Consider the following 13,995-nt stretch of genomic DNA (forward strand, 5'->3'; position numbering starts at 1 on the left):
TCAGAACACACACCCATTCAAGTTTTTGCATAGTATTCCCCAGGCTCGTAAGTGGTCTGCAATCGTTGAACTATGTAAATGCCCTTATGCCGTGAGTGTGGTTAATCACCGCATAGCAGGATGACTATAGTTCGCAGAATTCAAGAACGCTCATCGCTCTTAGAGGGTGAATGCCCTCTCCTATCTGGATCTCACGATCCACAACCCCAACGGGACTGGGTGGCTTGGCTGGGGATCTGGTTCATCGTTGCGCTGAAGCCGAGGCCGCTGCACGCAACGTATTGATCGGTTTTCGCCTGGGCGATGTGTGGGCGGATGTTTTCACTGATGCCAAATACAAGCTTTGGATCATGTACAGGGATAGAACCACTACCCTTTGATAGTTACTGCCTGGCTAGACCTACCTACAACCGGTTGCATTACTGAACCTGTAAATCAGCAGCATTTGCTTGGCAGGTACTCGTCACGACTGAAGTCTTTCAAGCCGCAGCGTTGTTCTGTGGCGTTGGCGAAACGGCGAAGCATTTGTATCGCCCCGTCACGTGCTTCTTTCGACAAATCACAGGCAAGATCGCGAGCTTCTCCCACCAAATCCGACCGAATACTTTCATAGATGGCCGTGCCTTCTGGTGTAACTGTAATGGCTAACGCTCGGCCGTCCGTTTCGTCGGGTACGCGGCGCACCAGCCCTTGTTTGGCAAGTGAGTCCACCAGCCGGCTGGCATTGCTCTTGTCTAGATAAAGCTCACTCGCCAGCGATTGAACGCGAACAGGCCCAGCCTTTATCACGTGCTCCAGCGCGTAGCATTGAGTTACGGATAACCCTTCGCAGCAGCTGCGGTCTCTGTCACGAAACTGGTAGACGCGAACCAAGTGACTAAGCGCTTCGTAAAGCTGTTCGGCATCCTGGTCGATCTGATCAATCTTTGTCATAGCACTCGGCTCGCAATTCCGGGGAAACGCTAATAACACCTTAGCACCCGAAGCGACACATTTTTTTGGGTATAAGCCCTAGCAAAATTGTTCCAATATATTAGTTGCGACTCGCAACGTATTTTGCGATTGTGGACTGAAGGCAAGGCCTGCGGCCCTATCAAACGGCAATTCCGGTAACTTTCGGAGACACAAGGATGTTGGTAGAAGCGCTTAGGACGAAAACAGGTTCCCGTTTACGGAACCTATGGAGCAGCGTTTCCATGCCTCTCCCTGTCGCAATGCTACTGGGCGCGATTCTAATCCCTCTTCTTGCCGGCACTAGCAGCGGTGACGTATTTCAATCGCTGAGCGAAGGCTTCGCAAACAACCTCGGCTATTTCGCCATCGTCATCCTGAGCGCGTTTTTCATTGCCGGATGGATCTCGACGCAAGGCAGTGTGTCTTTTGGAAAATTCGGTATCTCTCTATCACCCCTTTTGGGTGCTGGGATGGTTTGTCCCGATACGGCCTACGCCTCTCTTGCTCCCATTGCGGGGCAACACAGGAAATACATCGCCATAGGATGCTACTCAGGGTTCAAGCTGCTGATGCCCGCAGGCCCGCTGATCATCGGGATTGGGCTGGGAGCCAACACTCATGACCCAAAGTTTCTGTATCTAGGGTTGCTGCTCACCGTCGTCACGTGGATAACTGGAACGATCTGGACGTACTGGACGACTCGCACAGACTTTTCATTCCCCCAGAATTCGACGGCCCCGACCGTGCCTCAGGGCTCGGTTTTCAAAGTAATTCTGCCTCTGGCAGTATTTTTCGCGCTCCTGGTCGCCGGGTACACCCTCACAAAGAACCAGCACTCTGTAATCGAGTTCTTTACTACGCCCGCCGGTGCGCTGATCGCCACATCGTTATTGATCGCGATTAGCTGCAAACCTGGTGAGGTTCAAGATCTGCTCTCCAAAGCGATGCGTAGAACCAGCTCGCTACTGTTCACCATCGGCTGTGCATCTGCGTTGGGGCAGGCCCTTGGTAGGGTGCTTCCCAAGGATCTGATTCAGCAGGCATTCAGCGCGTCGGGCAGCACCACGCATATTCTGGTTGCGGTGTTCCTGTTGGCAGCGGTATTCAAAACACTGAATGGTTCTTCGCTTGCGACCTTCGCTGCCATCCCTCCTGTTCTCTCGCCGATCCTGGCGTCCAGCGGGGTGGACTTGATGAGCGTCACATTCGCCGTGTGTCTCGGATCCTTTGTCGCCATTCTCCCTAACGACAGCTATTACTGGCTGGTCAAATCGGACGCTTTTCCCGAATACAGCACCGGCAGATACATGCGCTTGGTGACAGCAGGCTCAGTTCTACAAGCATTCATAGGGCTGGCAGTTCTTCTGCTGATATCGCCTTAACTTCGAATTCCTACAAAACCAACAGTGACTCCAGTCACCGAATTGTCGTGCCTGAACTCAAGGAGAAAGAGAATGAATTATCTGGTCGCCAGTACATTCGAAGGGGGGTATCAACCGCTCAACGCGATATCTGCAACCACAGCCCTACTCGATGCAGATATCGACGCGCAGCTCATCGATATCTACGTCGAGGGACTTTCCCTGGAGAGATTCAGCGACGCAGATGTGGTCTTCATCTGCGTACCGCTTTTTGACTCTCTGACTGCGGGAACGCAGTTGGCCAAGCAGCTTAAAGAAGCGAAGCCCTCCCAAAAAGTTTGCTTCTTCGGTCAATACGCGACCATCAATGCAAAAAGCCTGGCCTCCAAATACGGTGACTATGCAATCGCAGGCGAGTGGGAAAAACCTATTGTCAGCTTGGCCAAACATCTGAGTGGCGAACAGGACCAAGATCTGCGCGGAGTGATCGATCGGACTCGCGGCCTTTCCAGTGAGATCGTTGTGCCTCAGTTGATCCGTGACGGATTCCGCCTGCCGCGCAGGGACCTGGCACCGCCTCTACACAAATATCCGCAACCTCAGCTGGAGAAGTTGCTCGGCGAAAAGAAAGTTGTGGGTGGGGTCGAAGGGTCGCGCGGATGTCACCATAAGTGTTCCTACTGTTCGGTGTATGCGGCCTATGACGGCAAGGTGCTTTTGGTCTCCGACGATCTCGTTGAGCGCGACGTGGCGAACCTCGTTGCACAGGGCATGACTCACCTCACGTTCACGGATGCCGATTTTTTCAATGCCAAGAAGCATGGTTTGAAAATCATCCGGACTCTGCATTCGCAGTTCCCTGATCTCACTTATGACTTCACCACTCGCGTGGATCATATTCTGGAGAACAAGGACGCCATCACAGAAATGGGGCAGCTCGGGCTTGCCTTCATCACCACCGCGCTGGAGTTCCCCAAGCAGGAAGTTCTCGACCAGGTCTTCAAGGAAATGAACGTGCCCATGATCGAGGAGGCGTTGGCGTTTCTGAAAGAGGCCGGCGTCAAGGTTAACCCGACCTTCATCACGTTCAACCCTTGGGTGAGCCTTGAGGACATGGCCGAGCTGCACGATTTCATTGCTCGCAACGAGCTGGAGAACATCGTCGACCCCATTCAGTTTGAAACTCGGCTGCATCTCTACAAGGGCTCACCGCTGCTCAACAACGACACGGTGAAGGAACTGCAGTTTGAGGAGCACGAGTTTCACTTCGACTGGCAGCATTCGGATTCCCGCCTGGACAAGCTCTTCATGGACTCGGTCACACCGCCAGAAGCAGGTGTGTTCAAACGTTGCTGCCTGAAATGCTAAGGAGATAATAGATGTCGTCACTTACTTTGTTGCAGGCGGCTCTCAGGCTGGCCAACCAAACCGATGGTCTTCAGGTGCCGGGCCATATTGCTTGGCGCGCTCATAACGAGTCGTTGAGCAGGTCGCTCAAGGACGGCAAAGACACTCTTTTCATCTGCTCCGCGAGCCGCAATGACGAACTCACAGCCCAGTATGGGCAAGCTCAGGGCGTAGTGTTCAGTCCGAGTTCGGACGAAGCCAACTCCACTGCGGCCGTGTTCGCGAACATTTACTGGGAAGGGTTCAATGCCGAGCCCGAGTTTGGCCGAATCGCGCAATCGCTCTATGAGCGACTGCAACGTCATGGTCGACTGGTATTTCCGGCGATTCTGTCTGATGAGGAAGCCGTAGCGCTCCGGGCCTTCACTGTTGAGGGGTTGGAGTGTAATAACGCACTCACCGAGTCTGCTGTTGCCGAGCAGCTCTGCGAGGCGGGCTTCCATGGCATCACCTATGAGCTGGCATCCGAGGTGCCTGTCTCCATTCAGGACGGCATTGAGTTCCGCCTGTTCACCGTGAGCGCATACAAGGGTAAGGCCGGCGTGTGCCTCGACCAAGGGCATGCCGTTATCTACAAAGGTCCTTGGAAACATACGGTCGACGACGACGGCCATACCTACCAGCGCGGCGTCCGTACAGCGGTGTGCGAGAAGACCTTCAATCTGCTGATGTCAGCGCCTTACCAAGGCCAATTCATACCAGTGCGCTGCTATGTCGAGCCAGACTTGGACAAGAGCGGCTTCTTCGACTGCAACACGCCTTCAGTTCGAGACCCCAAGGTCACCAAAGGGCTTGTGCCCATCGCAGGCTCAGCCGAGGAATCGTGCTGCGCTGATGGTAGTTCGTGCTGCTGAACGGGAGATGTGAGCAATGACTTCTGCAATTGAAAACACAATCATCGCGGACTACACCGAAGCGTTGAGCAACGGCAACGTTGTCCTTGAATCGCAGCTGACTGAGAGCTGCTGCAGCGACGCTTATGGTGCCCAGTACCTGAAGAACATTCCAAAGCGAATCATCGAAGCCAACTTCGGTTGCGGTAACCCGACCAAGTATGTGCGCGAAGGTGATGTCGTCCTAGACTTGGGCTCAGGGGCCGGTCTGAATTGCTACGTCGCTGCCCAAATCGCCGGTAGTAACGGTGCTGTCTTTGGTATCGACATCAACCCAAGCATGTTGCAGATCGCTCGTGAAGAAGCGAAGGCGTTTCAGAAGGCAACGGATAGCGCACCTTTGCGTTTCTACCAGGCCTCCGCGAGCAACTTGAAAATCGATCAGGAGCTGGCCGAGGAACGCCTGCGTACAGAGCCTTGTGCTGATTGGGCATCGTGGAAAAACTTCGAGCAGTTCATCAGCGATAGCTCCCAGTCCAAGCCTCTTATCGACAGCCAGTCTGTCGATCTGGTGATCTCGAACTGCGTGATCAATCTAGTTGGTGAGACCGAAAAGCAGAATGTTTTCGCCGAAATTTATCGGGTACTGAAACCAGGTGGCCGTTTTGCAATTTCTGACAACGTCTCAGATATCGCCATTCCTGACGAATTGAAACGAGACACCAAGCTGTGGTCGGCCTGCTACTCAGGCGTACTTCAGGAGCAGGAGTTCTACAAGCAGCTTCAGGAAGTCGGTCTCACGGGAATAAAGATTGAGGCCCGGAACGACGCCTCAACCAAGCGAATCGGTTCAGTCCGGTTCTACTCCGTCACTGTTACCGGCACCAAACCCGAAGTTCAGAACGGGGCGTCTGCGACAGTGATCTACCGAGGCCCTGGCCGTGAACTCACCGGAGATAGCGGCAGAGTTTACAAGCGTGGCGCGCCCACGGAATTGGCTTCACAGGATGCCTGCCTTAGCGTAGACGATGCATTGTATGTCGTGGAGGGAAGTCAGCCCGTCAAGCCCAAGTCTTGCTGCTCGTAACAGCGTCTGCGGCTACGAGCCTACTCAGTAGCCGCTACCCCTCAAATCTTTCCTAATGGGCCTGTCCAATGAGTACTTCACGCAAGATCCTCGCTGAGTTTCTCGGTACCGCAGTGCTGCTTTGCACCGTGGTCGGTTCTGGAATCATGGCTCAGCGCTTGGCGAACGGTAACGACGCGCTAGCGCTTCTTGCCAATGCGCTGGCAACTGGCGCGAGCTTGTATGTGCTGATCGTGTGCTTCTCCACTTTTTCGGGTGCGCACTTCAACCCGGTAGTCTCTGTAGTCGACTATTTGCGCGGAGGACTGAGCAGCAAGCAACTGGGCCCCTACGTGGTAGCTCAAACGATGGGTGCGATTTTCGGTGTATTCGCCGCGCACTTGATGTTTGAGCTGCCCTTGGTCGAGTTCTCCCACCACGCTCGCACAGGACCCTCGCAGTGGTTCAGTGAGTACCTGGCAACGTCGGGATTGGTACTGACAATTCTGCTGTGCGATAAATATCACAAAGCAAAAGTGCCTCAGGTAGTTGCCGCGTATGTTGTCGCAGCCTACTGGTTCACGTCCTCCACGAGCTTTGCGAATCCGGCAGTGACCATTGCTCGCGGGTTCACCGATACATTCTCGGGAATACGTATTTCAGATGCTGCACCCTTCATTATTTCGCAGTTCTTTGGCGGGCTGACTGCACTATTCCTGGCGAAGGTTCTTGGGGGGAAAGAAGTGATCGTGGACATCCCGCAGCCAGGCCTGCAGGAGCAGAAGCTCCCTATACAGTGATCGAGCCTCGCTTCGATTCGCGGATGTGATGAAGCTTTTCAAAAGGGTGATATACGAATCCAGCGCGATATTCTGATCCCGGTTGATGCCTTGCATGGTTCAGCCCGGACCAGCCACGGTTCATTATGGCAAACAGCAAGGAAAAACATGAATTACAACGTTAGGGTTGCAACACCCGCTGATGCCTCTGCCATCCAGGCTATCTATGCGCCTATGGTGTTGGACACCGTCATCTCGTTTGAGCTGGCACCACCGACAATCGACGAGATGGCGGAGCGAATTGCAGTAACCCTGCGGACGTACCCCTATCTGGTTGCAGAGATGGGCGGCAAGGTCGTTGGATACGCTTACGCAAGCCAGCATCGAACTCGAGAGGCCTATCGCTGGTCGGTAGACGTCACCGTCTACGTTGACCCCGCCGTGCACCGACGAGGGATAGCTCGTGCGCTTTATCAGCAGCTACTTCCCCTTCTTGAGAAGCAGGGGTTCCATGCGGCCTATGCTGGCATCGCATTACCCAATGCGGGGAGCATAGGCCTCCATGAAGCGCTCGGTTTTACTCATATTGGTACTTACCCTGAAGTTGGGTACAAACACGGTCAATGGCACAGCGTGGGCTATTGGCGGGCGCCACTTTGTGCGCAGACGCCCCCACTGGAAATCACCCCGTTTCGCGATATGAAGAACTGCGCACCTGCTTGAGCTTGGTTGCTCGATTGCATTGCCGGGAAGCTTCTCTTCGTCAATTTTTTTGGAACCCCGATAGCCTGTAACAAAACCCATAGAGACCCAAGTTCAAGGTTGCCGATCCACCGCGTTTGCGGCCTCGCGCGCTAAAGCCCTACTTCGCCCACCTACTCCTTCGCCCTCAGCACAACAATCCCCGGCGTGTTGGCCACATACGCCAGAAACGGCGAATCCACCACCTTCTGGCTGCCTGAATGTGAGGACGCATTGCGCAGTACGGGGCCTTTGTCCGTCATGATAAAGAACCCCACATGGGTCACATCCAGCCCGGCCAAGGGCGTATAGATGCCAATAAAATCGCCCTCGTGCAGGCGATTGATGACCTTCTTATCGATAAAACCGGCAGGAATGTAGGTGACCGTACGCTGGACCACCGGCAGGCCAGGCAAGTAGGTACTGCCGTCGGCTTTTTGGTTGAGGCGTTTTTCGCGGCGAACGGCATGGGCACTTATCTGCGCGGTGATGTCTTGCGCCGGCTTATACGTGCCGCTGTAGGCCCAATCCGTGTAGAAGTGCTTACGGCTCAGAAAGTCGAGATCGCCATCAACATAACGCGTGCGCAGCAGGTTTTTCATAAAGTCGGGTTGTGCTGCCGATTGTCGCAGGGCCTCGACGTAATCCAGGTAGGTAAAGCAATCCAGGCCTCGAAAATCGACCACCAACTGTTCGGGCGTGCTCAGTGAGCCCTGTAACTTGTTGGCAACATAGGGCGTGCCTAAAAAGGCCTCCGAGATCAGGCCGATCTGTTGGCCCGCGGGAAGCAACCGGTAGTTTGGACGCTCTTGGAGAATCGCATTGAGCTTCTCAACGGTGTAAGGATCCAGCGTCGCACCGGACGTCAGCGCTGCATTTTGCTGACGTTCGAGCGCATGATTTCCAGTGGTTGCGCCCGACGAGCCGCAACCCGCCAACAGCATCGACATCAAGATAAAAACATAGGGTGTGCGCATCTGACTCTTCACTTATCCAAGGGGCATCCGATCATACCTGCCAGCGCAAGTCAGCCGTGGCCGGCGCTCAAGCGCTCCCACAGAAAGCCATAGACCAGCGCTTTCATGTACGCACTCTGGGCATTATCCGCCGCGCCGCCGTGGCCGCCTTCGATGTTTTCGTAGTACGTCACGTCCTGGCCGGCATCGATCATTTTGGCCGCAAGTTTACGGGCATGGGCCGGGTGTACGCGGTCATCGCGGGTCGAGGTGGTGAACAGCACCGGCGGGTAGGTCTTGGCCGGGTCGAACAGGTGGTAGGGTGAAAACGTCTGGATGTAGGCCCATTCTTCAGGCACGTCCGGGTTGCCGTACTCTTCCATCCATGAGGCGCCCGCCAGCAAGTGGTGATAGCGCTGCATGTCGAGCAAAGGCACCTGGACGACCACGGCCGCGAACAACTCGGGGTATTGGGTGAGCATATTGCCGGTCAACAGGCCGCCGTTGCTGCCACCTTGCACGGCCAGGTGCCGGGGCGAGGTGATGTTGCGGTTGATCAGGTCTTGCGCCACGGCGGCAAAATCCTCATAGGCGCGCGCACGCTTGTGCTTGAGCGCCGCCTGATGCCAACGCGGGCCGTATTCGCCGCCGCCGCGAATATTCGCCACGGCATACACACCGCCTTTGGACAGCCAGGCGCGGCCCAGCCCGCCGGAATACTCCGGGCACAGCGACACTTCAAAACCGCCATAACCGTAGAGCAAGGTCGGCGCGTTGGCGTTGTACTGCAAGCCCTGTTCGTGCACCAGGAAATACGGCACGCGGGTGCCGTCCTTGGACACGGCAAAATGCTGTTCAACCTCATGCCGGCTCGCATCGAAGAACGCCGGCATGGCTTTGAGCACTTCAGGTTGCGCGTCAAGGTCGGCCAGTGACAGCGTGACCGGCGTGAGAAAACCTCGGGTGACCATCCACACGGCGTCGCTGTCATCGCTGTCGACGGCGCTCACATCCACGGTCGCCATCGCCGGCGCGCCGATAAATGCGCTGCGTGCCCAGCCTTGTGGGCCCGGCGTCAGCACGCTGAGGCGGTTTCTGACGTCCTCCAGCACGTTGAGTACCAAGTGGTTGCGGGTCCAGTCCATGCCGGCCAGCGAGGTGCTGTCCGATGGTTCGAACAACAGGTCGAAATCCCGCGCGCCGGCCATGAAGCGTGCAAAGTTGATCGCCAGCAACGAGCCAGCCACATAGCCATCACCCACTGCCCAATCATCACGCAATTGCAGGAGCAACCAGTCTTTGTGCACCGACTTGTCGGCCGAGTTCGGCGCGTCGATTTTGCTCAGCGTGCCATCCGGGGCGCGCAGGTACAGTTCGTTGTTGTAGAACGCCAGGGTGCGGCTGACGAAATCACGCTCGTAGCCCGGTGTGCTGTCGTGCATCGCCGCGATATACATATCGTCGTGCCGGCCTTCGTAGACGATCGTCGCGGCACTCAGGGGTGTACCGCGCTGCCACTGCTTGACGATGCGCGGGTAACCCGAGCGGGTCATGCTGTCTGCACCGAAGTCGGTAAACACATACACGTTGTCGTGGTCGATCCAACCCAGCCCGCCCTTGGATTCGGGCAACTCGAAGCCGTCATTGACCCAGGCTTTTTCGACCAGGTCGAATTCGCGCGTGACACTCGCGTCCGCGCCGCCCCGGGACAGTGCAACCAAGGCGCGTTGATAGCCAGGGTGCAGGCAGTCGGCGCCGTGCCATACCCAATTCTCACCTTCCAGGGCATTTAACGCGTCGATGTCCAGCACGGTTTCCCAGGCCGGTTGCGCCTTGCGATATTGCGCCAGCGTGGTCCGCCGCCACAGGCCGCGAGGGTGGGCGGCGTCGACCCAGAAGTTGTAATAGTGGGCGCCGATTTTTTCCACGTAAGGGATATTGCTGTCCGAATCGAGCACCGCCAGCAGGTCGGCCTGCATCGCCTTGAAAGGCGCGGATTCGGCGAGCCGGGCGTGGGCCTTGAGGTTTTGTGCGCGCACCCAATCCAGCGCCTGCGTGCTGTCGACGTCTTCCAGCCAAAGGTAAGGATCGTCGCCCGTGGAAGGCGGTGTCGGGAGGTTTGGCATCTGCGCATCCTGTGGAAAATTTGTTCGGAAAATCAAGGAGTGTCACTCAACCGCGCCCAACCCTGCAACCAGCACCTCCACCACCGCACGCACCTTGGGCAGCGCGTGGCGGCTTTTGATCCAGGCCACACTGATGCCCATCCCTTCACTTGCCCATTGCGGCAAGACTTGCACCAGCGACCCGTCCTGCAAGTGTTGCTCAATCAGCCACGACGGCAGTTGTGCAATACCGCAGCCGGCCAGCGCAGCCATCTTCAGGCCGTTGCCATGGCCGATCACCAGTTGCGGCTGCACGTGGCTGTGCAGTGTCGCGCCATGTTCGCCGGCGTGCTGCCAGTGGCTGACGCGACCATCGACCCAGCCGTAGGCAATGCACTGATGCTGTTCAAGGTCACGCTCGGACTGTGGCGTGCCGTGGCGAGTGAGATACGCAGGGGACGCACATAAAACATGCCACTCTCGGGTGAGTAATCGGTGCCCTACCGTCTCCGGCCAGGCCGGGTCGTCGCCGATGTGCACGACGATATCCACGCCTTCCTTGAACGGATCGACAAAGCCATCAGAGAAGGAGATGTGCGGGGTCAGCAATGGATGAGTGTTCAGCCACGGCAGCAGGATCGGCAGCACCTGCGCCTGGCCAAAGGCGCCGGGCAGGTCAATGCGCACACGCCCGCGCAGTTCGGTGTTTTCAGCCTGCAATGCCCATTCGGCTTCTTCCAGGTCGGTTAATACGCCGGTGCAGGTGCGCAGGTAGGCAACGCCGGCATCGGTCAGCGACAACCTGCGCGTGGTGCGTTGGAACAGTCGGGCACCCAGACGGGCTTCCAGGCGCGCAATGCTTTTACTCACGGCCGAGGCGGTCAGGTTCATTTTCCCGGCGGTCGCCGTAAAGCTGCCGTACTGCGCGACACAGACGAATACATCGATGCCCTTCAGGCGCTCTGAAGAAAACATGCACAGCCCTTATTCATGAATTGAGTTCCTGTGTCTGGATAAAAACCATCCTAAATCAGAACTCGGTTCAAAGGTAAGCTGCTTGTACTCTGATAAATGGACTCTGAGGCTCGAATGCTGGCCACGCTGAAAAACTACCCCGCCACCCTCAACCTGCTATTGAGCGCCTCGCTGATACTGACGCTCGCCCGCGCAATCACCCTGCCCTACCTGGTCATCTATTTGTCGAGCCACTTTGGCTTGAGCATCGCCGATATCGGCTTGGTGATCGGCAGCACACTGATCATTGGCTCGCTGCTGAGCCTGTATGGCGGCTTTCTGGTGGATCGGATGAGCAGTTACCGGCTTATCCTGCTCTTCTGCGGTGTGTTCACGCTGGGCTTTCTCGGCGCCCCTATCGCGCCTGCGCTCTGGCTGTTTTACCTGTGCCTGGTGTTGGTGAACCTGGCGTATGCGGTGATTGATATCGCGGTAAAAGCCGGGTTTGGCAGCCTGCTCCCCGTTGATCAGCGCAGTGAAGCGTTTTCGATCAAATACACGCTGACCAATATCGGTTATGCCGTCGGGCCGTTCCTGGGCGCGGGGTTGGCCGCCGTGGATGCCAGCCTGCCGTTTCTGATGTCAGCCGGGCTGGGTGCCGGGTTCTTGTTTATTTACTTCGTGTGGGGCGACAGGCGTTTGGAGACAGCCCAAGCAAACCAGCCACCCGTAGCGTTCCTGGCGGTCGCCACACTGCTGCTGCGCGATTACCGCCTGGTGTGCTTTACCCTCGGCGGACTTCTCAGTGCCGTGGTATTCGGCCAGTTCACGGCCTACCTATCGCAGTACCTGATCGTCACCACTACACCTCAGGAGACCTACCGGATCATCAGCACAATCGTGGCCACCAATGCCCTGACAGTTATCAGCTTGCAATACAGCCTCGGCAAACGGATTTCCCCGCGCTACCTGAGTCGGTGGCTTGCCGCTGGCCTGAGCCTGTTTATTGTCGGGCTGGGCGGGTTTGCGCTGTCGACCACGCTGCTGATGTGGGTGCTGTCGATGGCGATTTTCACCCTTGGCGAAATTATCGTGTTCCCGGCCGAATACATGTTCATCGATAACATCGCGCCCAATCACCTGCGCGGCATGTACTACGCCGCGCAGAACCTGGGCAATGTCGGCGCGGCGTTGGGGCCGGTGTTGTGTGGGTGGGTGTTGGCTACGCAGCCGGCGTACAGCATGTTTTATATGTTGGTGGTTTTTGTTGTGGCGGGCGGGTTGATGTACTTTTTGGGAGGGCTGACTGCTAGTAAGCGTGGCAGCCTGACGCCACCGTCAGACGTTTGAAGGAGTGGATTCATCTGGTTGCGAGGCAACGACAGCGGGTTGTGAGCCTCGTTCCTTGCACGCTACGCAATACACCTTTGTCATCACGCCTATTGATAGCTCCCTAACGAAAACGCCATTCTAGAGGGCTCGCCTCTCGCTTATATCATTCCGAATGATAGTTACCTTTGTTTCATTCGATTCGTGACATAGCACCTCGCCGCGCATGATCCGCCCATCTCAAATACATTGGCGGATGCACCTCATGGAACAGTCACTCAAACACTTGCGCTTCCCCTTGGCGATTTTGGCCGTGGTGGTGATGAGCGCCTGCGGTAAGACCCCGGATCAAGCGGCCGCCATGCCCCCCGCGAAAATCAGTGTGGCCAAGGTGCTGGAACAGCCGGTCAACGAGTGGGATGAATTCACCGGTCGCCTGGAAGCCCCGGAAACCGTGCAAATTCGTCCGCGCGTGTCCGGCCAGATCGACCAGGTGGCCTTCACCGAAGGCGCCCTGGTGAAGAAAGGCGACCTGCTGTTCCAGATCGACCCGCGCCCGTTCCAGTCTGAGGTGCGCCGCCTCGAAGCCCAACTGGCACAAACCAAAGCCGCCGCCAGCCGTAGCGATAACGAAGCGCAACGCGGCGAGCGTCTGCGTCAGAGCAATGCGATCTCCGCTGAACTGGCTGACTCGCGCACCACCGCCGCCCAGGAAGCTCGCGCCGCTGTCGCCGGGATCCAGGCGCAGTTGGACCTGGCCAAGCTGAACCTGAGTTTCACCCGCGTGACCTCGCCGATCAGTGGCCGCGTCAGCCGTGCTGAAATCACCGCCGGCAACCTGGTGACCGCCGACACCACGCCGCTGACCAGCGTGGTCTCTACCGACAAGGTTTACGCCTACTTCGACGCCGACGAGCGCGTGTACCTCAAATACACCGAGCTGGCTCGTGAAGGCCGCCGTGGCGCGACCACCCCTGTGTACCTGGGCCTGTCCAACGAAACCGGCAACCCGCACCTGGGCCAGATGAACTTCGTCGACAACCAGGTCAACCCGGCCACTGGCACCATCCGTGGTCGCGCCGTGTTCGATAACAGCAAGGGCGAATACACCCCGGGCCTGTATGCCCGCTTGAAGTTGGTCGGCAGCGGCACCTACTCCGCCGTGCTGATCAACGACGAAGCGGTGGGCACCGACCTTGGCAAGAAGTTCGTGCTGGTGATGGACGGTGACAAGCCGGCTTATCGCTCGGTGGAACTGGGGCCGAAGATCGAAGGCCTGCGCATCGTGCGCAGCGGTTTGACCAAGGACGACACCATCGTCGTGAAGGGCTTGCAGCGCATTCGTCCGGGTTCGCCGGTTGCACCGGAAACGATCCCGATGGCCAGCAAGGAAACCCTCGCCGCCTTGGCACAACAACGACAAGCGCTTGAAGCCAGCAACCTGGAACAAGTGGCGCCGGATAAAGCCGCGCCCAAGCTCGCAGCCGTCGCGACTCCACGCGGTTAAGGG

Annotated in this window: 13 protein-coding genes; 9 read left to right on the forward strand and 4 right to left on the reverse strand. The window is 57.1% G+C overall.

Annotation, left to right across the window (positions count from 1 at the left end; genetic code table 11):
- The first annotated feature begins 170 nt into the window (after positions 1–170).
- Positions 171–380: a DUF3577 domain-containing protein gene (locus tag AOA62_RS31545; RefSeq protein WP_100219272.1), complete on the forward strand. Its 210-nt coding sequence runs from the start codon at positions 171–173 to the stop codon at positions 378–380.
- Positions 381–435: 55 nt separating this feature from the next.
- Here AOA62_RS31545 and AOA62_RS22735 read toward each other — a convergent pair whose 3' ends face one another.
- The gene (locus AOA62_RS22735; protein ID WP_017135553.1) at positions 436–933 is read right to left on the reverse strand and encodes a MarR family winged helix-turn-helix transcriptional regulator; all 498 of its coding nucleotides are present in this window, start codon (positions 931–933) and stop codon (positions 436–438) included.
- Positions 934–1,130: 197 nt separating this feature from the next.
- Here AOA62_RS22735 and arsQ point away from each other — a divergent pair, with 197 nt between their 5' ends.
- The 6 genes from arsQ (at position 1,131) to AOA62_RS22765 (ending at position 7,123) form a co-directional block, all read left to right on the forward strand.
- Positions 1,131–2,336 (forward strand): arsinothricin export permease ArsQ, encoded by a 1,206-nt coding sequence (gene arsQ, locus AOA62_RS22740; RefSeq protein ID WP_099549825.1) that lies wholly within the window; start codon positions 1,131–1,133, stop codon positions 2,334–2,336.
- Between the two features lie 72 nt (positions 2,337–2,408).
- Positions 2,409–3,683 (forward strand): arsinothricin biosynthesis radical SAM protein ArsL, encoded by a 1,275-nt coding sequence (gene arsL / locus AOA62_RS22745; RefSeq protein WP_099549826.1) that lies wholly within the window; start codon positions 2,409–2,411, stop codon positions 3,681–3,683.
- An 11-nt stretch (positions 3,684–3,694) separates the two neighbouring features.
- On the forward strand, positions 3,695–4,576 hold the full coding sequence (locus AOA62_RS22750) for a methyltransferase type 11 (protein ID WP_099549827.1): 882 nt from the start codon (positions 3,695–3,697) through the stop codon (positions 4,574–4,576).
- A 16-nt stretch (positions 4,577–4,592) separates the two neighbouring features.
- Positions 4,593–5,642, forward strand: coding sequence for an arsinothricin biosynthesis methyltransferase ArsM (gene arsM / locus AOA62_RS22755; protein ID WP_099549828.1), 1,050 nt, complete (start codon positions 4,593–4,595; stop codon positions 5,640–5,642).
- Between the two features lie 68 nt (positions 5,643–5,710).
- Complete coding sequence (locus AOA62_RS22760) at positions 5,711–6,421, forward strand: MIP/aquaporin family protein (protein WP_099549829.1); 711 nt, start codon at positions 5,711–5,713, stop codon at positions 6,419–6,421.
- A gap of 147 nt (positions 6,422–6,568) precedes the next feature.
- A complete protein-coding gene (locus tag AOA62_RS22765; RefSeq protein WP_017135547.1) occupies positions 6,569–7,123 on the forward strand; it encodes an arsinothricin resistance N-acetyltransferase ArsN1 family B in 555 nt (184 codons plus the stop codon).
- 152 nt (positions 7,124–7,275) lie between these two features.
- On the opposite strand, the gene AOA62_RS22770 is transcribed toward AOA62_RS22765, so the two are convergent.
- The 3 genes from AOA62_RS22770 to AOA62_RS22780 are packed head-to-tail and all read right to left on the reverse strand — an operon-like array spanning position 7,276 to position 11,177.
- Positions 7,276–8,118: a DUF1460 domain-containing protein gene (locus tag AOA62_RS22770; RefSeq protein WP_099549830.1), complete on the reverse strand. Its 843-nt coding sequence runs from the start codon at positions 8,116–8,118 to the stop codon at positions 7,276–7,278.
- 50 nt (positions 8,119–8,168) lie between these two features.
- The gene (locus AOA62_RS22775) at positions 8,169–10,223 is read right to left on the reverse strand and encodes a prolyl oligopeptidase family protein (protein WP_099549831.1); all 2,055 of its coding nucleotides are present in this window, start codon (positions 10,221–10,223) and stop codon (positions 8,169–8,171) included.
- Positions 10,224–10,265: 42 nt separating this feature from the next.
- The gene (locus AOA62_RS22780) at positions 10,266–11,177 is read right to left on the reverse strand and encodes a LysR family transcriptional regulator (RefSeq protein ID WP_099549832.1); all 912 of its coding nucleotides are present in this window, start codon (positions 11,175–11,177) and stop codon (positions 10,266–10,268) included.
- Between the two features lie 114 nt (positions 11,178–11,291).
- Between AOA62_RS22780 and AOA62_RS22785 the strand changes: the two genes are divergently transcribed.
- Both AOA62_RS22785 and mexE read left to right on the forward strand, forming a co-directional pair.
- Positions 11,292–12,506 (forward strand): MFS transporter, encoded by a 1,215-nt coding sequence (locus tag AOA62_RS22785; RefSeq protein WP_099549833.1) that lies wholly within the window; start codon positions 11,292–11,294, stop codon positions 12,504–12,506.
- 244 nt (positions 12,507–12,750) lie between these two features.
- Complete coding sequence (gene mexE / locus AOA62_RS22790) at positions 12,751–13,992, forward strand: multidrug efflux RND transporter periplasmic adaptor subunit MexE (protein ID WP_026013568.1); 1,242 nt, start codon at positions 12,751–12,753, stop codon at positions 13,990–13,992.
- Positions 13,993–13,995: the final 3 nt, after the last annotated feature.

Source organism: Pseudomonas sp. 2995-3 (assembly GCF_002742565.1).
Taxonomy (GTDB): Bacteria; Pseudomonadota; Gammaproteobacteria; order Pseudomonadales; family Pseudomonadaceae; genus Aquipseudomonas; species Aquipseudomonas edaphica.